Here is a 20,831-nt window from a genome sequence, read left to right on the forward strand (position 1 = left end):
CAGGTCCGGCCCTCCCCCGTGGCCCCATCCCTCCACGGGGGAGGGCCGACGCCTTTCCGGGACGGCTGCGGTTGTGCGGGCCCTGGTTCTGCTGGCCCCCGGTTCTGCGAGCCTTGGTTCTGCGAGCCTGCGTCGGTTCGCCGGGGCCGCTCCCGCCGGGCAGTTCGGCGCCGTCAGGGCCCGAGCCACTTGAGCGCGAACCAGAGATCCATGCGCACGTCCGCATCCCCCAGGTCCGCCTCCAGCAGCTCCGCGGCGCGGGCGATCCGCTGCCGCACGGTGTTGCGGTGCACCCCGAGCGCCACGGCCGTACGGTCCCAACTCCCGTGCAGGGAGAGCCAGGTGCGCAGCGTCTCGGTCAGGGCGGGTGACGCGGACAGCGGAGCCAGCCGGGTGCGTGCGAGCGCGCGGGCCTCGCCGGGCGGGACGAGCGAGGCCACACCGGCCGCCGCGTCGTCCCGGTGCCGTACGAGCGGGGCGCGTTCGGCCAGCGCGCGGCGCAGGGCGCGCTCCGCCTCCTCGTCGCCGCGGGCGAGTTCGCCCGCGCGCACGGGCGGCCCCGCGCCCAGGGTCCAGCCGGCCTGGGCCGTCACCGGTTCGCCGCCGGGCACCAGCGCGCGCAGTTCGTCCCCGTCCACGTCGATGAGCGAGGTCCGCAGGCCGGCGGCGAGTTCGGCCGCCCACAGGGCCTCGCCCGCACGCGCCCGTACCCGACGGCGTCCGCGCACCACCGTCCACAGGTCCGGCGGCGCGCTCTCCTCCGAACTCCCCGTCACCGTACGGCCCTTGGTACCGCCACGACCCGACTCCTCGTCCGGCGCCGGGGCCCGCGGAGCCGTGCCCCGGCCGGAGGCGAGGAGCAGCGGCGCGACGGCTTCCGGTGCGGCGCCGAGCATCAGCCGCACCAGGGCCGCCGTACGCCCGGCGCCCGCACCCGCCGTACGCGCCCCGGTCAGCAGGGAGAGCAGGACGACCGCGACACCCGCGATGGCCCCGTCGACCGCGTCCCGGTGGGCGGCGCACACCCCGAGAGCGAGGCGGCCTCCCGCGGGCGCCGGGCCCGGCAGGCCGTACACGCTCAGGTGCAGCTCGCCCTCGGGCCCGGTCACGGTGTCTGACGCCGACGACAGCCGGCCCGGGCGGAGCCGCGCGGCCAGCGCCGGCAGTGCCGCGCGCACCGCGGACCCGGTCCGGGTGCCCGCCGCGGACAGCTCCGCACCGTCGGGTCCGAGCAGGACAGCCCAGCCGCCGATGCGCTGCGCGAGCTGACGCAGGACGGCGGGGACCGGGTGCGCCCGCGCCGCCGCGCCCGCGAGCGCCTGCTGTGCCTCGGTCAGACGTCGCAGCTCGTGGTGGCGGCGCTCCGCCGACGCCTGCCACATCGCGCGTGCCACCGCCGTGAAGGTGGTGTCCCGCGGAACCTCGACCAGGGGAAGTCCGTGCAGGTCGCAGGCGTCTGCCAGCGCCCGCGGCACGGTGTCGTGCACCGGTGCGATCCCGAAACCGAGCGCCGCCGCGCCCGCCTCCACCGTCCGGGACACATACCGGTCCCAGTAGGCCCCGGTCCCCTCGGTCTCCGGGCAGTGCACCCCGGCGCTGAGCAGCATCTCGCCGCCCAGCAGATACGGCACCGGGTCCTCCATCTCGCTGGTGTGCACCGCGTACACGGGCCGGTCCTCGCGCGCACCCGCGACCTGGCGCAGACCGAGTTCCCGCTGGCCCAGCAGGAGGGACAGCGGTACGGGGACGGTGGGCGGGGTGAGCTCGGACATGGCCGGATCCCTATGGATGGTTCGTATGGTCCAGGGGGTCCTGGTGGAGGAAACGTACACTTCTCGGCCACGTCGACGGCCCCTAGGGTCACACCCCAGACATGCCGCCCCCATGAATCAGCCACCCGACTCCGAGGAGCACCCATGGCCGTCGACTACGCGGTGATCGTCGTCTATCTGGTGGGCATGCTCGCCGTGGGCTGGTGGGGCATGCGCCGCGCCAAGTCCAAGAGCGAGTTCCTGGTGGCCGGGCGGCGGCTGGGCCCGACGATGTACTCCGGCACGATGGCGGCCATCGTGCTCGGCGGCGCCTCCACCATCGGCGGCGTCGGCCTCGGCTACCAGCACGGCCTGTCCGGCGCGTGGATGGTGATCACCATCGGCCTCGGTCTGCTGGCCCTGAGCATCTTCTTCTCGGCGCGGATCGCGCGGCTGAAGGTCTACACGGTCAGCCAGATGCTGGATCTGCGCTACGGCGGCTCCTCCGGCCTCATCTCGGGGATCGTGATGTGGTCCTACACCCTGATGCTCGCGGTCACCTCGACCATCGCCTACGCCACCATCTTCGACGTGATCTTCGGGCTAGAGCGGTTCGTGGCGATCATCCTCGGCGGGACCATCGTGGTCGCCTACTCGACGCTCGGCGGCATGTGGTCGATCACCCTGACCGACATGGTGCAGTTCGTGGTCAAGACGATCGGCGTCCTGCTGCTCCTGCTGCCCATCGCGGTCGTCAAGGCGGGCGGCTTCTCGAAGATGGCCGCCGAACTCCCCGACGACTACTTCTCGCCGATGAGCATCGGCGGCCAGACCGTCTTCACCTACGTGCTGATCTACTCGTTCGGCATGCTCATCGGCCAGGACATCTGGCAGCGGGTGTTCACCGCCCGCGGCGACAGGGTCGCCAAGCTCGGCGGCACGGCCGCGGGCGTCTACTGCCTGGCCTACGCGGTGGCCGGCGCGGTCATCGGCACCGCCACCAAGGTCCTCTACCCGAACCTCGGCAGCCCCGACGACGCGTTCGCGACCATCGTGAAGGACGCCCTGCCGATAGGCGTGAAGGGCCTGGTGCTGGCCGCCGCGCTGTCGGCCGTCATGTCGACGTCCTCCGGCGCCCTCATCGCCTGCGCGACCGTCGCCAACAACGACATCTGGTCGCGGCTGCGCGGCAAGGTGGCCCCGGACGGCGACGACGCCCCGCACGACGAGGTGAAGGGCAACCGCATCTTCATCCTCGTCATGGGTGTGGCGGTCATCTGCACCTCGATCGCGCTCAACAACGTCGTCGAAGCGCTGACCGTCGCGTACAACCTGCTCGTCGGCGGGCTGCTCGTGCCCATCCTCGGCGGCCTGCTGTGGAAGCGCGGTACGGGGGCGGGCGCGCTCGCCTCGATCGGCGTCGGCGGCGTGACGGTCCTCGCACTCATGGCCTGGAAGGGCATCCTCGCCAACGAGCCCGTGTACTACGGCCTGCTGGCCTCCCTCGCCGCCTATCTCGTGGTCTCCCTCGCCACGAAGCCCACCGACGCCGAGGTCCTCGCCGCCTGGCGCGCCCGCCTCGCGGGCGGGACACCGACCGACGCGTCCGCCGAGGCATCCCCCGCCACGGCGGGCGCGTAACCCCTGCCGCTGGTCACGGCAGGGACGGCCCCCGCTCCCGGGGGGCCACGGCGTGGGGGGGGCGCCCCCCCCCCCCCGGGCCCCCCCCCCCCCCCCCCCCCCCCCCCCCCCCCCCCCCCCCCCCCCCCCAACCCCCCCCCCCCCCCCCCGCCCCCGGCCCCCCCCCCCCCCCCCCCCCCAGCCCCCCCCCCCCCCCCCCCCAAACCCGCCGCGCCCCCCCCCGCCCGGGGGGCGCCCCCCCCCCGGGCGGGGGGGGGGGGGGGGCCCGCCCCCGGGGGGGGGGGGGGCGGGGGGGGGGGCCCCCCCCCCCCCCGCGGGCCCCCCCCACGCCCACCGTCTCGCGCCACCGGCCAACCGGCCGCAGAATGACGGGACTTGACTCCCGTACGCGCATCGGCCCGCCTCCGCATGCCGCGGAATCGGCCACGAACGGAAAGGCACCCCACCCCATGAGCAGCGCCCAGCGGCCCCCGCGGAACGGCGGCGACGTCGTCGTCGAGTCCCTCGCAGCGCTCGGCGCCGGCACCGTCTTCGGGCTGCCGGGGCAGCACGCCCTCGGCGCGTTCGACGCGCTGCGCCGCTCCCCGCTGGAGTACATCGGCCTGCGGGTGGAGAACAACGCCGGCTTCGCCGCCGACGCGTACGCCCGGGTGACCGGACAGGTCGCGCCGCTGCTGGTGTCGACCGGCCCCGGCGCCCTGATGACGCTGGCTGCGCTGCAGGAGTCGGCCGCCGCCTCCGCACCGGTGCTCGGCATCGGCAGCCAGGTGCCCACGGCCGGGCTGGGCGGCGGCCGCCACGGCTATCTGCATGAACTCGCCGACCAGAAGGCGTCGTTCCGCGATGTCGTGAAGTCGGTGCACACCGTCCGCACGGCCTCGCAGATCCCCTCGGCGCTCGCCGCCGCCTGGGCCTCGGCACTGGAGGCACCGAGCGGCCCGGTGTGGGTGGAGATACCGCAGGACGTACTGCTCTCGCCCACCTCCGTACCGCCCGTCGAGTCGCTGAGCGCCGACCCGCGCCCGCTCGCGCCCCGCACCGAACTGGTCGACGCGGCGGCGGAGTTGCTGGACGGCGCGGAGCGGCCGGTGATCCTCGCCGGCGGAGGAGTCGTACGCGCCGGGGCGCAGGCGGCCCTCCGCGCGCTGGCGGAGAAGCTCGACGCGCCCGTCGCCACGACCTTCGGCGGCAAGGGCGCCTTCCCCTGGGAGCACCGGCTGTCGCTGCAGTCGTGGCTGGAGGACCGCTACACCACCGACTTCCTGGAGGACGCCGACGTCCTCCTCGTCGCCGGCTCCGGACTCGGCGAACTGTCCTCGAACTACCACACGTTCCGCCCCCGCGGCCGGGTCGTCCAGATCGAGGCGGACCTCGGCAAGCTGGAGTCCAACCACCCGGCCCTTGGCATCCACGCCGACGCCCGGCTCGCCCTCGACGCCCTCGCGGACCGGGTCGGGCGGCGCCCCGAGGGCCGCGCAGCCAAGGCCGCGGCGGAGCTGCTGACCCGGGTGCGGGACCGTATCGCCGCCCAGGGCCTGGAGCTGGAGCAGCAGGTCCTCACCGCCGTGCGCGGCGCGCTGCCCGACGGCTCCCCCAGCTTCTGGGACATGACGATCCTGGCCTACTGGGCCTGGTCCGCCTTCGACCCGCGGGCCGGCGCGATGCACACCGCCCAGGGTGCTGGCGGCCTCGGCTACGGCTTCCCCGCCGCGCTCGGCGCCGCCGCCGCCGATCCGTCGAAGCCGGTACTGGCCGTCTCCGGTGACGGCGGCGCCATGTACTCGATCGCCGAACTGGCCACGGCACGCCAGTACGGACTCCCCGTCACCTGGCTGATCGTGGACGACGGCGGCTACGGCATCCTCCGCGAGTACATGACCGACGCCTTCGGCGAGGCCACCGCGACCGAGCTGGCCCGGCCCGACTTCGCCGCCCTGGCCGAGTCCTTCGGCGTCCCCGCGCTGCGGTCCGCACCGGACCGGCTCGCCACCGACCTGGCCGCCGCCCTCGGCACCCCGGGGCCGTCGGTGGTTGTCCTCCCGGCTCTGCTGCGGATGTTCGCACCCACGCACCTCGCCGACCCCACCTGACGGTCCCGCACGGGGGCCGCGGGCCCCTCCGTCCGGGTTCGGCCGGACGAGGGAACCCCATCGGTTCATATGAGCCTTTCGAAGGAACATCGGCCGACCCGGGCCGTGCGAGCCGCGTCCCGCACGGCCGAGTCCTTACGGTGCCAAGTGACCGATTGGGCTCATGTTCGTTCACCCGGCCAGGGGAACGGACTGTCGCAACCAAGCCGAGGTGTTCGCCATGGAGGCCCCACCGGACAACGACGTGCTCTGGGCACGTTCCCTGCACTATGCGCACGGCGAGACACCCGCACTCGCCGGTGTCTCCGTCGGTGTGCGGGAAGGCGAGATCCTTGCCGTCACCGGGCCGCGCGGCAGCGGGAAGACCACGCTGCTGCGGTGCCTGGCGGGGCAGTTGGCCCCGCAGAGCGGCGAGGTCTGGTTCAACAGCGCCCCGGTGCACACGCTCGGCCCGGTGGGGCGCGAGCGGCTGCGCCGGGACCGGTTCGGCTGGATCGACACCGAACCCCAGCTCGTACCGGAACTGACCGGCTGGGAGAACGCGGCCCTCCCGCTGCTGCTGCGCGGCACGCCGCACCGGGCCGCGAAGACGTCCGCGCTGGAATGGCTGGACCGCCTCGACGTCGGGGATGCCGCCCGCAAGCGGCCGTCCGCGATGCTCCAGGCCCAGCGGCAGCGCATCGCCATCGCCCGCGCGCTCACCTCCGAGCCGTCGGTGCTCTTCGCCGACGAGCCCTCCGCGCCCCTGCACCGCGCCGACCGTGCCCATGTGCTGCGCACGCTCACCACTGCGGCGCGCTCGCACAGCATCACGGTCGTGCTCGCCACGCACGACGCCGAGGTGGCGGCGCTCGCGGACCGTACCGTCGCGCTGGTGGACGGCCGCCGGGTCGGCGGCATCCCCCTTCCGGACAAGGAGGGTAGAGCCGAGTGCTCGCTCTCCGTCTAGCCCGCGGCACCCATCCCCTCGTCCTGCTGCGGCGGCTGATGGTCGCCGCGGCCTCCGCCGGCATCGGCTTCCTGCTGCTGTCCGCGCTCGGCCACGCGCTCGCGCACCCCGAGCAGGCGACCGGTTCGGCCGTCCGCCTTCTGTGGTGTCTGGTCCCGATCGTCGCCGTCGTCCAGCTCGCCGTAGCCGTGGCCCGTACGGACCCCGCGGCACGCACACAGCCGGGCCTGTCGTCGGTCGGGCTCGGCCCGGTCGGCATGGCGCTGCTCGCGGCGGTGTCGACGGCCGTGTCCTGCACGCTGGGCAGCGTGTTCGCGCTGGTGGCCTTCCTGGGGCTGCGCGGCGACATCGGCCGCGCCCCCTACAGCGGCGTCGCGGACATGCTCGGCGCCGGCCATCCGCTGCCCTACGCCGGGCTGCTGACCCTGCTCTTCGTCGTGCCGGTGCTCTCCGGTGTGACCACGGCCGTCGTGCTGCGACCCCGCAAGCCGGCGCCCGGCAACTCCCCGGAACCCAGCCGTCCCGCGGCCGCCGAAGGGCAACCCGCGTCCGCCAGCGCCGCCGTCTCCACAGGGCTGCCCTGGGGTGTGGCGCTGACGGCGGCCGGCATCGCCCTCGGCTCGTACGCTGCGAGGACCACCCCGGCCTCCTCCGACCGCCTGCTGCCGCTGCCCGGCCGGCTGGACACGATTCCGCCGGGCGTCGTCGGCGGCTGGGTGTTCATCGTGATCGGGCTCGTCCTGGCCTGCCCGGGCCTGACCCACCTCTGCGGCAAGCTGCTGGCCTCGGGCCGCCCCGGCGCCCTGCGGCTGCTGTCCGGCCGCGTCCTTCAGGAGGAGTCGACGCGGCTGGGGCGCCCGCTCGGCGTGCTGTGCGCGGTCGCCTCCGGCGTGCTCGCCGCGACCCAGCTCTACGGGACGGCGCTCGACTCGACCGGCCACCGCCCGTTCGGGCCGCTCACCGGGGTCGGTGCGGCCCTGGTGATGGCCTGCGCCACCGCGACGGTCCTCACAGTCGCCCTGGAGACCAAGGGCGCGCGCAGCGACACCACGGCGGCACTGCTGCGGATCGGGGCCTCCTCGTCGCTGCTGCGCCGTGCGGCCGCGCTGCGCGGCGTGGTGATGCTCGCCGTCCTCGCGCCCATCTCGTGGGCCGTGGCCGAACTCGCCGCGCTGCCGCTCTCCTCCCGATGACCCCGACAGCCTGAATCCGGCGGCCTGTTGCCGGACGCCCCCGCTGCCCTCCGCCGATGCCTCGTCAGCCGGCGGAGGGCAGCATCACGACATCCTCGCCCCGGAAGGCGACGCCCACGTCCGCACCCGGCTCAGGAGCCTCGTGCAGGGCGCAGGCGGCCTCCAGGCGCGGCCCGCCCGCGGGGTGGAGCAGCAGCGCGACGTGGTTGCCGCGGAAGGTGCGGGCCGCGACCGTGCACGGCAGTCCCTCGGCGACCGGGACGAGCCGGACGCCGGCGGGGCGGACGAGCAGGCGGCACGCGCCCTCGGCGGTCCCGGGCGGTACCGGGATCTTGCCCCACGCGGTCTCGGCCGCCTCACCCCGTACGGTCGCCGGAACCACGTTGTCGAAGCCGAGGAAGCGGGCGACGAACTCCGACGCCGGATGCTGCCAGACCTCCAGCGGCGTGCCGGTCTGCTCGATCCGCCCCTCGCGCATCACCACCACCCGGTCGGCGAGCGCGAACGCCTCCCCCTGGTCGTGGGTGACGGCCAGGACCGTGGTCCCCAACCGGCCGAAGAGTTCGCGCAGTTCGACGACCAGGCGCTCCCGCAGGCTCCGGTCGAGCTGGCCGAGCGGCTCGTCGAGCATCAGCAGCCGTGGCTCCGGCGCCAGAGCGCGGGCGAGCGCGACCCGCTGCTGCTCGCCGCCCGACAGCTCCGTGACGGCCCGCCGCTGCGCCCCGGGCAGTCCGACGAGATCCAGCAACTCCCCGACCGCACGGCGCTGTTCCGCGCGCGGGACCCGGCGCATCCGCAGCCCGAAGGCCACGTTGCCGCCCACGTCGCGCTGCGGGAAGAGCTGGTGGTCCTGGAACATCAGGCCCACTCCGCGCCGGTGCGCGGGCACACCGCTCTGGTCCCGCCCTGCGAGCAACACCCGCCCGGCGTCGGCCCGTTGCAGCCCGGCGACCACGCGGAGCAGGGTGGACTTGCCGCTGCCGCTGGGCCCGAGGACGCAGACGGTCTCGTGTCCGGCGACTTCCAGGTCCACCGAGTCCAGCACCGCGCGCCCGCCGAAGCGTACGGTCACGCCGTCCAGTCGCAGCAGGGACATCTAGAACCCTCCCGGGCGGTCGGCCGGTGCCCCCGCAGACGTCCGCGGGGCGATGCGCTCCAGCGCCAGCAGCGCGCCCGCGCACACCAGCATGAGGATGGTGCTCAGGGCCATCGCCTGCCCGTAGTTGAGCTCGCCCGCACGCCCCAGGAAGCGAGCCACGGCGACCGGAAGCGTCGGGGTGCCGGGCCGGGCGATGAACACCGTCGCGCCGAACTCCCCCAGCGACACCGCGAACGCGAAGCCCGCCGCCACCAGCAGCGCCCTGCGCACCAGCGGCAGGTCCACCTCGCGCCAGGCGCGCAGCGGGGAAGCACCGAGGACAGCGGCCGCTTCGCGCAGCCGCTCGTCGACGGCGCGCAGGACGGGCAGCATGGTCCGTACGACGAAGGGCACGCCGACAAGGGCCTGGGCCAGCGGCACCAGCAGCCACGAGGAGCGCAGATCGAGCGGCGGCTCGTCCAGGGCGATCAGGAAGCCGAAGCCGACGGTCACGGCGGAGGTGCCGAGGGGCAGCATGAGCAGCGCGTCGAAGCCCCGTACGAGCCGTCCGGCGCGCCGGGTCAGGGCGGCGGCCGCGAGTCCGCCGATCAGCAGGGCGATGACCGTGGCCGCGGCGGCGTACCGCAGGGAGTTCCCGACGGCCTCCAGCGGGGCCACGAGGAATGTGCCGCCGCTGCCGGCGGCCGACTGCAGGGCCCGGTAGAAGGTGAACCCGTACCCTCCGGGTGCGGCGAGCGACCGCTCGATCAGGACACCGAGGGGCAGCAGGATCAGGACCGCGACCACGGCCAGCACGCCCGCGAGCAGTGCCCATTGGCCGGGCCCCTGCGGGCGCCGGGCCGTCCGCGCGGGGTCCACGAGCGCGAGGGCGCTCTCCCGGCGCCGTACCGTCCAGGCGTGCAGCGCGAGGATGGCGGCGACCGCGGCGAACTGGACGAGGGTGAGGACGGCGGCCGTCGGCAGGTTCAGGAGCTGCGCGGTCTGCCGGTAGATCTCGACCTCCAGCGTCGCGTAGCGCGGCCCGCCGAGGATCTGCACGGCCCCGAAGGAGGTGAAGGTGAAGAGGAACACCATGAGGGCGGCGGCCGCGACCGAGGGCGCCAGCGCGGGCAGCGTCACCCGGCGCCAGGCCGCGAAGCGGCTCGCGCCCAGGACGCGCGCCGCCTCCTCCTGACGCGGGTCGAGCTGGGCCCAGAGCCCGCCGACGGTGCGGATCACGACCGCGTAGTTGAAGAAGACATGGGCGAGAAGGATCGCCCAGACCGTGGTGTCCAGGCGGAAGCCCCACAGGTCGTCGAGCATCCCGCCCCGGCCGAGCAGCGCGAGGAAGGCGGAGCCGACGACGACCGTCGGCAGCACGAACGGCACCACCACGACCGCCCGCAGAACTTCCTTGCCGGGGAAGGCGAACCGGGCGAAGACATAGGCGCCGGGCAGCGCGATCGCGAGGGTCAGCGCGGTGGAGGCGGCGGCCTGCCAGGCCGTGAACCACAGGACGTCCAGGACGCCCGGATCGGTCAGCGCCTGGGCGGCCCGCCCCAACCGCCAGTGTCCGCCCTCCTTGAGGCCCCGGCCGACGATTGCGGCGACCGGGTATCCGAAGAAGACACCGAAGAAGGCGGCGGGCACGGCCATGAGCGCGAGCCGCAGCGCCGTCTCCCGGCGGCCACGGGGCCGGGACCGGACGGGTTCCGCCTCGGCGGTGGTTACTTCAGGACCAGCGAGGACCACTGTTCGACCCACTGCTCACGGTTCTCGGCGATCTTCCCGGGCGCCATCGTCGCGGGCTTGTCGATGCTCTCGCCGTACTTGCTGAACAGCTCGGGCAGCCGGGCGTCCTGGCGCGCCGGGTTGACGAACATCTTCAACGGGACGTCCTCCTGGAAGGTCTTGCTCAGCAGGAAGTCCAGCAGCGCCTTGCCGCCCTTCTCGTTCTTCGCGCCGTTCAGCAGCCCCGCGAACTCGATCTGCCGGAAGCAGGTGCCGGTCGCGACCCCCGTCGGCGCCTCCTTCGGCTGCGGCTTCATCTCCAGGACCCCGGCGGGCGGGCTGGAGGCGTACGACACCACGAGCGGCTTGTCGCCCTTGCCCGCGCCCGAGAAGCGGTCGAAGTAGGCCTGCTCCCAGCCGTCGACGACCTCGACGCCGTTGGCCTTCAGCTTCTTCCAGTAGTCCTGCCACGTGTCCTCGCCACGGGACGCGGCCGTGCCGAGGAGGAAGCCGAGGCCCGGGGAGGACGTGGCGGCGTTCTCCGTGACCAGGAGGTTCTTGTACGCGGGCTTGAGCAGGTCGTCGAAGGTGCGCGGCGGCGCGAGCTTCTTGCCGGCGAAGTACTTCCGGTCGTAGTTGACGCAGATGTCGCCGGAGTCGACGGGTGTGACGCGGTGCCGGTCCCCGTCGAGCCGGAGCGCGGCCGGGACCTTGTCCAGGTCCTTGGCCTCGTACGGGGTGAACAGGCCGGCGTCGAGGGCCCGGGAGAGCAGGGTGTTGTCGACGCCGAAGAAGACGTCGCCCTGCGGATTGTCCTTGGACAGGACGGCCTGGTTCACCGCCGAACCGGCGTCACCGCCGCGCAGCACCTCGACCTTGTAGCCGGTCTCCTTCGTGAACTGCTTGAGGACCTTGGCCGAGGCCTGGAAGGAGTCGTGGGTGACAAGGGTGACGGTCCTGCGGTCCGCGGCCTTGTCTCCGGTGTCGTCCGAGCCGCCGCACGCGGCGAGTGCCGAGACACCGAGGGCGCCGAGCAGCGCCGCGCCCATGGCACGCCGAAGGTTGGTGTTCATCGTTGAGCAGACTCCCTACGCCGGTATTACCCGGATCAGGTCCGAGGGTCTGCGGCGTCGCACGGCCGCACTCTCAGCGCTCGGTGCGCTCCCCTGTCGGAGTGTTCATTTGTACGAATGCACGCTATCAGCGCCGTCAACGCTCGGTCGCGGCCAGCTGCCCGCAGGCACCGTCGATCTCCTGCCCCCGGGTGTCCCGTACGGTCACGGGCACACCGTGCGCCTCGAGTGCGGCGACGAACGCCCGCTCGTCCTCGGGGCGGGAGGCGGTCCACTTCGACCCGGGGGTCGGGTTCAGCGGGATGAGGTTGACGTGCACCCGGCGGTTCTTCAGGAGCCGGCCGAGGAGATCGGCCCGCCACGCCTGGTCGTTGATGTCCCTGATCAGGGCGTACTCGATGGAGATCCGGCGGCCGGACTTCTCCGCGTACTCCCAGGCGGCGTCGAGGACTTCGCGCACCTTCCAGCGGGTGTTGACCGGCACGAGGGTGTCGCGCAGCTCGTCGTCGGGGGCGTGCAGGGACACCGCGAGACGGCACTTGAAGCCCTCGTCGGCGAAGCGGAGCATCGCGGGCACGAGACCGACGGTGGAGACGGTGATGCCGCGCTGCGACAGGCCGAGGCCGTCCGGCTCCGGGTCGGTGAGGCGGCGGATGGCGCCGACGACCCGGTTGTAGTTGGCGAGCGGCTCACCCATGCCCATGAAGACGATGTTGGACAGCCGCGCCGGGCCACCCGGGATCTCGCCGTCGCGCAGCGCCCGCATGCCGTCGACGATCTGGTGCACGATCTCGGCGGTGGAGAGGTTGCGGTCGAGCCCGGCCTGGCCGGTCGCGCAGAACGGGCAGTTCATGCCACAGCCCGCCTGCGAGGAGATGCACATGGTGACCCGATCGGGATAGCGCATCAGCACGGACTCGACGAGCGTGCCGTCGAAGAGCCGCCACAGCGTCTTACGGGTCGTGTCGTCGTCGCAGGAGATGTGCCGCACCACGGACATCAGCTCGGGCAGCAGCCCGGCGGCCAGCTTCTCGCGCGAGGCTGCGGGGATGTCGGTCCAGGCCGCGGGGTCGTCGGCGTACCGGGCGAAGTAGTGACGCGACACCTGACCGGCGCGGAACGGCTTCTCACCGAGCGCGGCCACGGCGTCACGGCGCTCGGCGGGCGTGAGATCGGCAAGGTGCCGCGGCGGCTTCTTGGCACCGCGCGGCGCGACAAAGGTGAGTTCTCCGGGTGCAGGCATAACTGCACCAGTGTGGCAGATCAACTACGGCGCCCCAGGCCGGAGCGGTGGGAGACCGGTCACCCCCGGGCCCCGTCTCCTATGGCCGAAGGCGGTCGATGGCCTCTCTGCCGTATGAGACCTCGGGGGCCGGACGAACTCATCGGCGGCACAAGGTCACGTCCAGCGGCTACGACAACGGCCCCGCGCCCACCGCGCCAGGACATCGGACGGAAGGCAGCGAGCAGGGCACGCCGGAGTGGTAGCAGAACGTTCCCGCAGGGCGGCCTTCCGTAACCGTTCGCCCTCCGATCCTGTGCGGTCCCCCTTGCATCACCACGCCTGGCATCCGTTCACGCCGGGCCGTCGTCCCCCGTGCCCCGGGCCGTCTCCGCGCGGGTGCGTTCGTACGCGGCGCGGTCGCGGATCTCCCAAGCGGCCTGGCCGATGGCGAGGACTCCGCGTGCGGGGAGGGTGACGTCCCCGATGCGCGGACTCTCCCGGAGGCGGACCGGGGACCCCAGGTCGATGCCGTCGAGCGTGGCCCGCGCATGGTCGATGAAGTACATCTGCTGCGGCATCAGCGTTCCGGTGTGACCGCTGGGCATCACACCGGACAACTGAAGCCGCCCCAGGCCCAGGGCGCCTGCGAGGCGCTCTCGCAGCCGGAGCAGGAAGGGGGAACGCCAGGTGGCGGCCGGCATGCCTGCACCGGCGGCGTTGAGGAGGGTCAGCAGCGGGGTGACGGACGCGGTCAGGGTCCAGTCCAGTGCAGGTGAGTCGGCCCCGTCCATCACGACCCGCAGGGACGCCGGCCCCGTCCAGGTCAGCTCGATACGAGCATGCGCCGTACGGACACACGCCGGGCCGTAGTAGCGGGGGCAGGCGGTGTCGAGACGCGGCCCGTCGACGTAGAGCGACCACCGGCCCTGCGGGTCCCGGTGCCAGAGCGTGCGGTAGGGGGCGAAGGAGTTCTCAGGGAAGACCCGCAGGGCGAGGACGTGCCCGGAATCGAGGGGGAGCCCGAAGACGCCCCAGCCCTTCACGTACTCACAGCCGGGCCATGGGGCCTCGCCGCGCCCCATGGGGAGTGCCGAGAGCCGGGAGGCCAGGTCGAGCATGCTCATCACCCCGCGCGGTCGGGCGGCCCCCGCCTCAAGGGTAGGGCGGTACGCAGCCGGACGCGGTCCGCGCTCCGGTACGGTGAGGCGGCCCGGCGGCCGTGCCGGGTACAGGGGATGGGGGGAACGGCGCATGCGCGTCGCACTGTTCGCACTCGGCGGCACCATCTCGGTGTCCGGCGGGCCCGGCCGCGACGGCGGGGTGCCGCGACTGACCGGGGCCGAAATCGCCACGGCCGTACCGGGGTTGGCCGAGGCCGGGATGGAGCTCGATGTCCGCGACGTCCAGGCCGTGCCCAGCGCGAGCCTGACCTTCGCGCAGGTGCTGGACGTGGTGGCCGCCGCCTCCTCTGCGGTGCGGAACGGTGCCCTCGGCGTCGTCGTCACCCAGGGCACGGACACCCTGGAGGAGACGGCTTTCCTGGCCGATCTCGTCTGGCCGCACGAGGCACCCCTCGTCTTCACCGGTGCGATGCGCAAGCCCACGCTCGCCGGCGCGGACGGCCCGGCGAACGTCCTTGCGGCCGTACGGGTCGCTGCCTCGGACCGCGCCCGGTCCCTGGGCGCGCTGGTCGCCGTCAACGACGAGATCCACGCGCCGCGATGGGTCCGCAAGGCCCACAGCACCAGTACGGCGACCTTCGTCTCCCCCAACGCCGGCCCCGTCGGGCACGTCGTCGAGGGACGGGTGCGGATCATGGCAGTGCCGCCGCGCCACGAGCCTCTACCGCTCCCCGCGGAGCCCTTCGCCGCGGCGCGCGTCGCCCTCCACTGCGTCACGTTCGACGACGACGCCGCACTCCTCGGCACGGCCGCGGACACCTGTGACGGTCTCGTCGTCGCCGGTTTCGGGGTCGGCCACGTGCCTTCCGCGCTCGCGCCGGTGCTCGGCACCCTGGCCGAACGTATGCCGGTCGTGCTGACGTCACGGACGGGCAGCGGGTCCGTGTTGCGGAACGCCTACAGCGCGGCCGGGTCCGAGACGGACCTGCAGCGGCGGGGGCTGATCAACGGCGGGATGCTCGACCCGTACAAGGCCCGGGTGCTGCTGCGTCTGCTCCTGGCCACCGGTGCGGGGTCCGAGGAGATGGCGGCGGCCTTCGTCCGGCATGGCTGAGCGGGGCCGACGGGCACGGCGACATGGCGAAGGGGCCCGCACGCAGAGCGGCGGACCCCTTGATGTCGTACGTCCCGGTCAGCCCGAGCCGACGAAGACCACCAGCAGCAGCCAGACCACGGGCGCGGTCGGCAGGAGCGAGTCCAGCCGGTCCATGATCCCGCCGTGGCCCGGCAGCAGGTTCCCCATGTCCTTGATCCCGAGATCTCGCTTGATCATGGACTCGCCGAGGTCGCCGAGGGTGGCGCTGACCGCCACGGCGAGACCGAGCAGCAGCCCCTGCCACCAGCTCCCGCCGTCGATCAGGTACTCCATGCACAGCGCGCCCGCGGCCATCGCGAAGCCCACGGCGCCCAGCAGCCCTTCGCGGGTCTTGCCGGGGCTGATGCGCGGGGCGAGCTTGTGCCGGCCGAAGCGCCAGCCGATGGCGTACGCGCCCGTGTCGCTGACGACCGTGAGCAGCAGGAAGGTGAGCACACGCCACGGGCCGTCGTCCGCGGCGAGCATCAGGGCCACGAACGAGGCCAGGAACGGCACGTAGAACGCGGCGAAAACACCGGCCGTGACGTCCCGCAGATAGTCCTCGGGAGGCTCGGCCATCCGCCACACCAGTGTGGCGAGCGCGGTCAGGGCCATGGCGACCGACGCGCCCTCCGCGCCCCGCAGATAGCCGGCCACGACCATGGCGGCCCCGCCGACCGCGAGCGGTACGAGCGGGATGCGGATGTACTTCTTCTCGGAAAGCCGGGAGGAGAGTTCCCACAGGCCGACGATCACCGCGGCAGCGATCACCGCGACGAAGACGGCCTTCTCGATGAAGAGCGACGCGATGATCACCGCGCCGAGGCCGAGACCGACCCCTATCGCGGCGCGCAGGTCCCGCCCGGCCCGCTTTTTCTGCGGGGCGGCCGGCGGCTGCGGCGGAGGGCCGCTGTGGCGAGCGGCCCCCCGGTCACGGTCGTCCTGGTTACCGCCGGAGTCGGACACGCTGGGCATGGCCCGAGTCTGCTGCCCTTCGGGCATCCCGTGCGCGGGACCCGCCGGTGCGGACCCCTGGTCTATCGGTCTCCAGAAGCCGGCGGCCGACGGCACCGCGCCGTGGCTCCCCCTGGCTTCGCCGGGGACACCCCGTTCGGCATGGGGAACCGGTGCCCCACCGGCCCAGGGCATGGGGCGGCCCCCCCAGGAAGAGTCGTTCATCAGACCTCGAGCAGCTCGGCTTCCTTGTGCTTGAGCAGCTCGTCCACCTGCGTCACGTGCTTCGCCGTGGTGTCGTCGAGCTCCTTCTCGGCGCGGCGGCCCTCGTCCTCACCGACATCGCCGTCCTTGATGAGCTTGTCGATGGACTCCTTGGCCTTGCGGCGGACGCTGCGGATCGAGATCTTCGCGTCCTCGCCCTTGCCCTTGGCGACCTTGATGTACTCGCGACGGCGCTCCTCGGTCAGCTCCGGGAACACCACACGGATGATGTTGCCGTCGTTCGACGGGTTGACCCCGAGGTCGGAGTCGCGGATCGCCTGCTCGATATTGCGCAGCGCGCTCTTGTCGAAAGGAGTCACGACCGCCATGCGCGGCTCGGGCACCGAGAACGACGCCAGTTGGTTGATCGGCGTCATCGCACCGTAGTAGTCCGCCACGATCTTGTTGAACATCGCCGGGTGCGCACGCCCGGTGCGGATCGCGGCGAAGTCTTCCTTGGCGACCACGACGGCCTTCTCCATCTTCTCCTCGGCCTCGAGGAGGATCTCTTCGATCACCACTTGCTCCTGGTCTCGTGAGTGAGCACAGCCTCGCCCCTCGCGCGTGTTTCCTGCACGGTGTAGGACCGGCAGGTCGTTGTCCATCCCCGTGCCGGGCTGTTCGTGCGGCCCGGAGTTGCCGGGTTTCCCCGGCCGTACGGGTCGGTGGTCAGGCCCGCGTACCCTGATCGCTGACGAGCGTGCCGATCTTCTCACCCTTCACCGCACGCGCGATGTTGCCCTCGGCGAGCAGCTCGAAGACGAGGATCGGAAGCTTGTTGTCCATGCACAGAGTGATGGCGGTGGCGTCGGCGACCTTGAGGCCGCGGGCGATGACCTCGCCGTACTCGAGCGCGTCGAACTTCACCGCGTCGGGGTTCTGCTTCGGGTCGGAGTCGTAGACCCCGTCCACGCCGTTCTTGCCCATCAGAAGCGCCTCGGCGTCGATCTCCAGGGCGCGCTGGGCGGCGGTGGTGTCGGTGGAGAAGTACGGCATGCCCATGCCCGCGCCGAAGATGACGACGCGCCCCTTCTCCAGATGCCGTACTGCCCGCAGAGGGATGTACGGCTCCGCGACCTGTCCCATGGTGATGGCGGTCTGGACGCGGGAGTCGATGCCCTCCTTCTCCAGGAAGTCCTGGAGGGCGAGGCAGTTCATGACCGTGCCGAGCATGCCCATGTAGTCGGAGCGGGCCCGGTCCATGCCGCGCTGCTGCAGTTCGGCACCGCGGAAGAAGTTGCCGCCGCCGATGACGACCGCGACCTCGTAGCCGTCACGGACCACCGCGGAGATCTCACGGGCCATCTTGTGCACCACGTCGGGGTCCACACCGAGCGCCCCTGAACCGGCGAATGCCTCGCCGGACAGCTTCAGCAGGAAGCGGTGGCGTTTCTTCCCGTAATGGCCGTGGCCGGCCTCTTCTGCCGTGTCAGCGGTGTCCGCGCCCTGATTCATGGAGATCTCCTCATGCACATACGAGAAGGCCATTGCCGTTGGGATCTGGTCGAGCCCTCTGCGGCAATGGCCTCCTCGTCACATCTGCGGTCGTCCGGCGTAGAGGCGGCCGACTGCCCCCGACCCTAGCGGGTCGGGCGAATTCCGTCGCTGAACGGAGTTGTACCGAGCCGTACGACGTCGGTACGGATCAGGCGCCGACACGGAAGCGGGCGAACCGCTTCAGGGTAACGCCGGACTCGTCCAGAATCTTCTGCACGCTCTTCTTGTTGTCCTTGGCGAACGCCTGGTCCAGGAGCACGTTCTCCTTGAAGAAGCCGTTCACCCGACCCTCGACGATCTTCGGGAGGGCGGCGTCGGGCTTGCCCTCCTCGCGGGCGGTGGCCTCGGCGACACGGCGCTCGTTCTCCACGGTCTCGGCCGGGATCTCCTCACGGGAGAGGAACTTCGGCGCGAACGCGGCGATGTGCTGCGCGACGTCCTTGGCCACCTCGGCGTTCTCCTGGTCCAGCTCGACCAGGACGCCGACCTGCGGGGGCAGGTCCGGGCTGGTGCGGTGCAGGTAGGAGGCGACGTAGCCACCGGAGAACTGCGCGAAGCGGTCGAGGACGATCTTCTCGCCGAGGGTCGCGTTGGCCTCGTCCACGAACGCCTGGACGGTCTTGCCGGCCTCGATCTCGGAGGCGAGCAGGGCCTGCAGGTCGGCCGGGGAGGTCTTGGCGACGTGCTCGGCGATGGTGTCGGCGACGACCACGAACTTGTCACCCTTGGCGACGAAGTCGGTCTCGCACTTCAGCTCCACCAGAACGCCGGAACCGTTGTCGGCGGAGAGGCGGGAGACGAGGGCGCCGTTCTCGGCACTACGGCTCTCGCGCTTGGCGACGCCCTTCTGGCCCTTGACGCGGAGAATCTCAACGGCCTTGTCGACGTTGCCCTCGGCCTCGTCCAGCGCCTTCTTGCAGTCCATCATGCCGGCGCCGGTGAGCTCACGGAGCTTCTTGACGTCAGCGGCGGTGAAGTTCGCCATGGTCTGTCAGTCTCTTCTCGAAAGTCGATCGGATCTACGGGTGGGACGGCGGGGGCACAGGCCCCCGCCGTCGGCAGCCGTGACGGTGTCGTCAGGCCTGCTCGGCGTCCGCGGGCTTGGCCTCGGCCTCGGCCTCGGCAGGCTTCTCGGCCTCGACGGGCTTCTCGGCCTCCGCGGGCTTCTCAGCCTCGACGACCTTGGCCTCGGCGGGCTTCTCGGCCTCGGCGGCCGCCGGCTCTTCGGCCTTCTTCTCGCCCTCGAGCAGATCGCGCTCCCACTCGGCGAGCGGCTCGCCCGCGGCCTTCTCGCCCTTGCCCTCGGCGGAGCCGGAGCGGGCGATGAGACCCTCGGCGACCGCGTCGGCGATCACGCGGGTGAGCAGGGTGACGGACCGGATCGCGTCGTCGTTGCCCGGGATCTTGTAGTCGACCTCGTCCGGGTCGCAGTTCGTGTCGAGGATCGCGACGACCGGGATGTTGAGCTTGCGCGCCTCACCGACGGCGATGTGCTCCTTCTTGGTGTCCACGATCCAGACGGCGCTGGGCACCTTCTGCATCTCGCGGATACCGCCGAGGGTCTTCTCCAGCTTGGCCTTCTCGCGGGAGAGGACGAGGAGCTCCTTCTTGGTGAGGCCGGAGGCGGCCACATCGTCGAAGTCGATCCCCTCGAGCTCCTTCAGGCGCTGCAGGCGCTTGTAGACGGTCGAGAAGTTGGTGAGCATGCCGCCCAGCCAGCGCTGGTTGACGTACGGCATGCCGACCCGGGTCGCCTGCTCGGCGATGGCCTCCTGGGCCTGCTTCTTCGTGCCGACGAACATGATCGAGCCGCCGTGGGCGACGGTCTCCTTGACGAACTCGTAGGCGCGGTCGATGTACGACAGCGACTGGAGCAGGTCGATGATGTAGATGCCGTTGCGCTCGGTGAAGATGAAGCGCTTCATCTTCGGGTTCCAACGGCGGGTCTGGTGCCCGAAGTGGACGCCGCTCTCCAGCAGCTCCCGCATCGTGACGACGGCCATGGCCGTTCTCCTTGAGGTACTCGGTTCCACGTCGGCCGGTCGGCCGTCGTGCCTGACGCCCCGGCGCGTCTGCCATGGAGGGCACTCTTGCGAGGACCTGCCGTGGACCGAGGGACGCGGCCGCGGAGCTGCCCGATGGGAAGTGGAAGCGCCGGCGGCGGGGCGTGCGAAGTCGACCCGGTGACCCGGATCGCCACCAGAAGTGTACGGGACCGCCGAGCCGCCGAGCGACACACGGCGGCTTCCCGCCGGGGCCCGCGGGCGGCCTGCCGGACGCGGCGTCGCTCGCCGGAGATGCCACCCGTACGAGTGACCCCTTTGTCCACATGCGGCGGCCCGTCCACAGCTTTTCACCATGATCCCTGAGCGCGGTGAGAACGGGCCAGGCTCGGGCCATGCGAGGAGATGAGGGACGGCGGGCAGAGTCGCGGTGGCGGTGGCCGGGGCACCCGGGGCGGAGTGACCGGGGCCGGGACCGGATGCGAAGCCGGGGATCGTTGTGGGGGCTGCCGGGCGGGGTCCCGTGGTGGCCGGTGCGCTGGCCGGTTGGGCCGGCTCTCCTGCCGGCCATGGCCCTGGTACTGGTCCTGATCTCGACGGTGCGGGCGCCTGGCCAGGGTTCGGGTGGCGTGGCTTGGGCCAATCCGGCACCAGGGATGTCCTCGGCGTCAGCCGGGCTCTCGGCCGCCGCCGAGGACAGGCACAGAGATGCCGAGGACAGGGATGGAGATGGGTACGGGGACAGCGGGCCCTCGGGCCGAAGCGGCGTGCGCGCCTGGCCGCTGGACGGCTCGGCGGGCAGTCCGCGCCCTGAGGTGGTGCGGGCCTGGGAGCCTCCCCCGTCGCCATACGCGGCGGGGCACCGCGGAGTGGATCTCGCGGCCCGGCCGGGCCAGGAGATCCGGGCCGCGGGCGCGGGCCGGGTCTCGTTCGCGGGGAGTGTCGCGGGCCGGGGGGTGCTGGCCATCGAACTGGACGGCACGGGGCGGCCACCGCTGCGCATCACCTACGAACCGGTGCGCCCGGACGTCGCGAAGGGAGACCGTGTCACGGCGGGCGAGCGGGTCGGCGCGCTCGACGATGGCCCGTTCCACTGCCGGGAGGGCTGCCTCCACTGGGGACTCAG

Annotated in this window: 16 protein-coding genes, 1 pseudogene and 1 riboswitch; of the genes and pseudogenes, 6 read left to right on the forward strand and 11 right to left on the reverse strand. The window is 72.5% G+C overall.

Annotated features, from left to right (window positions below; translation table 11 throughout):
* Positions 1-173 precede the first annotated feature (173 nt).
* The gene (locus ACGFNH_RS08765; RefSeq protein WP_393652349.1) at positions 174-1,772 is read right to left on the reverse strand and encodes a PucR family transcriptional regulator; all 1,599 of its coding nucleotides are present in this window, start codon (positions 1,770-1,772) and stop codon (positions 174-176) included.
* A gap of 144 nt (positions 1,773-1,916) precedes the next feature.
* Here ACGFNH_RS08765 and ACGFNH_RS08770 point away from each other — a divergent pair, with 144 nt between their 5' ends.
* From ACGFNH_RS08770 to ACGFNH_RS08785, 4 genes are all read left to right on the forward strand, one after another.
* Entirely contained in the window at positions 1,917-3,392 is a 1,476-nt protein-coding gene (locus tag ACGFNH_RS08770; RefSeq protein WP_393652350.1) for a sodium:solute symporter, read from the forward strand.
* A gap of 449 nt (positions 3,393-3,841) precedes the next feature.
* Complete coding sequence (locus tag ACGFNH_RS08775) at positions 3,842-5,482, forward strand: thiamine pyrophosphate-binding protein (RefSeq protein ID WP_393652351.1); 1,641 nt, start codon at positions 3,842-3,844, stop codon at positions 5,480-5,482.
* A 220-nt stretch (positions 5,483-5,702) separates the two neighbouring features.
* Complete coding sequence (locus tag ACGFNH_RS08780; protein WP_393652352.1) at positions 5,703-6,431, forward strand: ABC transporter ATP-binding protein; 729 nt, start codon at positions 5,703-5,705, stop codon at positions 6,429-6,431.
* Positions 6,413-7,624, forward strand: coding sequence for a hypothetical protein (locus tag ACGFNH_RS08785; RefSeq protein ID WP_393652353.1), 1,212 nt, complete (start codon positions 6,413-6,415; stop codon positions 7,622-7,624). The genes ACGFNH_RS08780 and ACGFNH_RS08785 overlap by 19 nt, the downstream gene beginning before the upstream one ends.
* Before the next feature lie 64 nt (positions 7,625-7,688).
* Here the strand turns inward: ACGFNH_RS08785 and ACGFNH_RS08790 are convergent, their stop codons facing one another.
* The 5 genes from ACGFNH_RS08790 to ACGFNH_RS08810 form a co-directional block, all read right to left on the reverse strand.
* Positions 7,689-8,720, reverse strand: coding sequence for an ABC transporter ATP-binding protein (locus ACGFNH_RS08790; RefSeq protein ID WP_393652354.1), 1,032 nt, complete (start codon positions 8,718-8,720; stop codon positions 7,689-7,691).
* Complete coding sequence (locus ACGFNH_RS08795) at positions 8,721-10,373, reverse strand: ABC transporter permease (protein WP_393652899.1); 1,653 nt, start codon at positions 10,371-10,373, stop codon at positions 8,721-8,723.
* A gap of 56 nt (positions 10,374-10,429) precedes the next feature.
* Positions 10,430-11,506 carry a thiamine ABC transporter substrate binding subunit gene (locus ACGFNH_RS08800; protein ID WP_393652355.1) on the reverse strand — a complete coding sequence of 359 codons (1,077 nt, stop codon included), beginning with the start codon at positions 11,504-11,506 and terminating at the stop codon, positions 10,430-10,432.
* A riboswitch (TPP riboswitch) is annotated at positions 11,502-11,611 on the reverse strand. Its footprint overlaps the gene before it by 5 nt.
* Before the next feature lie 31 nt (positions 11,612-11,642).
* Entirely contained in the window at positions 11,643-12,749 is a 1,107-nt protein-coding gene (gene rlmN / locus ACGFNH_RS08805) for a 23S rRNA (adenine(2503)-C(2))-methyltransferase RlmN (RefSeq protein ID WP_393652356.1), read from the reverse strand.
* 332 nt (positions 12,750-13,081) lie between these two features.
* Positions 13,082-13,855, reverse strand: a complete 774-nt coding sequence (locus ACGFNH_RS08810; RefSeq protein ID WP_393652357.1) for a hypothetical protein — start codon at positions 13,853-13,855, stop codon at positions 13,082-13,084.
* A gap of 127 nt (positions 13,856-13,982) precedes the next feature.
* On the opposite strand from ACGFNH_RS08810, the gene ACGFNH_RS08815 reads away from it, so the two are divergent.
* On the forward strand, positions 13,983-14,966 hold the full coding sequence (locus ACGFNH_RS08815) for an asparaginase (RefSeq protein ID WP_393652358.1): 984 nt from the start codon (positions 13,983-13,985) through the stop codon (positions 14,964-14,966).
* A 78-nt stretch (positions 14,967-15,044) separates the two neighbouring features.
* Here the strand turns inward: ACGFNH_RS08815 and ACGFNH_RS08820 are convergent, their stop codons facing one another.
* The 5 genes from ACGFNH_RS08820 to rpsB all read right to left on the reverse strand — a co-directional run bounded on the left by ACGFNH_RS08820 (position 15,045) and on the right by rpsB (position 19,705).
* The gene (locus tag ACGFNH_RS08820; protein WP_393652359.1) at positions 15,045-16,166 is read right to left on the reverse strand and encodes a phosphatidate cytidylyltransferase; all 1,122 of its coding nucleotides are present in this window, start codon (positions 16,164-16,166) and stop codon (positions 15,045-15,047) included.
* Entirely contained in the window at positions 16,166-16,723 is a 558-nt protein-coding gene (gene frr, locus ACGFNH_RS08825) for a ribosome recycling factor (protein ID WP_393652360.1), read from the reverse strand. Before frr ends, ACGFNH_RS08820 begins: the two co-directional genes overlap by 1 nt.
* Positions 16,724-16,874: 151 nt before the next feature.
* A complete protein-coding gene (gene pyrH / locus ACGFNH_RS08830) occupies positions 16,875-17,660 on the reverse strand; it encodes a UMP kinase (RefSeq protein WP_393652361.1) in 786 nt (261 codons plus the stop codon).
* A gap of 190 nt (positions 17,661-17,850) precedes the next feature.
* On the reverse strand, positions 17,851-18,687 hold the full coding sequence (gene tsf, locus ACGFNH_RS08835; protein ID WP_393652362.1) for a translation elongation factor Ts: 837 nt from the start codon (positions 18,685-18,687) through the stop codon (positions 17,851-17,853).
* A 91-nt stretch (positions 18,688-18,778) separates the two neighbouring features.
* Positions 18,779-19,705, reverse strand: coding sequence for a 30S ribosomal protein S2 (gene rpsB / locus ACGFNH_RS08840; protein ID WP_393652363.1), 927 nt, complete (start codon positions 19,703-19,705; stop codon positions 18,779-18,781).
* Positions 19,706-20,361: 656 nt separating this feature from the next.
* Between rpsB and ACGFNH_RS08845 the strand changes: the two are divergent.
* Positions 20,362-20,796 (forward strand): annotated as a pseudogene (locus ACGFNH_RS08845) (peptidoglycan DD-metalloendopeptidase family protein); the annotation flags it as partial.
* Positions 20,797-20,831 lie beyond the last annotated feature (35 nt).

Source organism: Streptomyces sp. NPDC048639, from assembly GCF_043199075.1.
Taxonomy (GTDB): Bacteria; Actinomycetota; Actinomycetes; order Streptomycetales; family Streptomycetaceae; genus Streptomyces.

Bases quoted from the DNA above. Each gene is read 5' to 3' on its own strand.
- ACGFNH_RS08815 (WP_393652358.1), top strand. From the start codon at position 13,983: ATGCGCGTCGCACTGTTCGCACTCGGCGGCACCATCTCGGTGTCCGGC.
- ACGFNH_RS08800 (WP_393652355.1), bottom strand. From the start codon at position 11,506: ATGAACACCAACCTTCGGCGTGCCATGGGCGCGGCGCTGCTCGGCGCC.
- tsf (WP_393652362.1), bottom strand. From the start codon at position 18,687: ATGGCGAACTTCACCGCCGCTGACGTCAAGAAGCTCCGTGAGCTCACC.
- ACGFNH_RS08780 (WP_393652352.1), top strand. From the start codon at position 5,703: ATGGAGGCCCCACCGGACAACGACGTGCTCTGGGCACGTTCCCTGCAC.
- pyrH (WP_393652361.1), bottom strand. From the start codon at position 17,660: ATGAATCAGGGCGCGGACACCGCTGACACGGCAGAAGAGGCCGGCCAC.
- ACGFNH_RS08810 (WP_393652357.1), bottom strand. From the start codon at position 13,855: ATGAGCATGCTCGACCTGGCCTCCCGGCTCTCGGCACTCCCCATGGGG.
- ACGFNH_RS08775 (WP_393652351.1), top strand. From the start codon at position 3,842: ATGAGCAGCGCCCAGCGGCCCCCGCGGAACGGCGGCGACGTCGTCGTC.
- ACGFNH_RS08820 (WP_393652359.1), bottom strand. From the start codon at position 16,166: ATGAACGACTCTTCCTGGGGGGGCCGCCCCATGCCCTGGGCCGGTGGG.
- ACGFNH_RS08770 (WP_393652350.1), top strand. From the start codon at position 1,917: ATGGCCGTCGACTACGCGGTGATCGTCGTCTATCTGGTGGGCATGCTC.
- ACGFNH_RS08790 (WP_393652354.1), bottom strand. From the start codon at position 8,720: ATGTCCCTGCTGCGACTGGACGGCGTGACCGTACGCTTCGGCGGGCGC.
- ACGFNH_RS08765 (WP_393652349.1), bottom strand. From the start codon at position 1,772: ATGTCCGAGCTCACCCCGCCCACCGTCCCCGTACCGCTGTCCCTCCTG.
- rpsB (WP_393652363.1), bottom strand. From the start codon at position 19,705: ATGGCCGTCGTCACGATGCGGGAGCTGCTGGAGAGCGGCGTCCACTTC.
- rlmN (WP_393652356.1), bottom strand. From the start codon at position 12,749: ATGCCTGCACCCGGAGAACTCACCTTTGTCGCGCCGCGCGGTGCCAAG.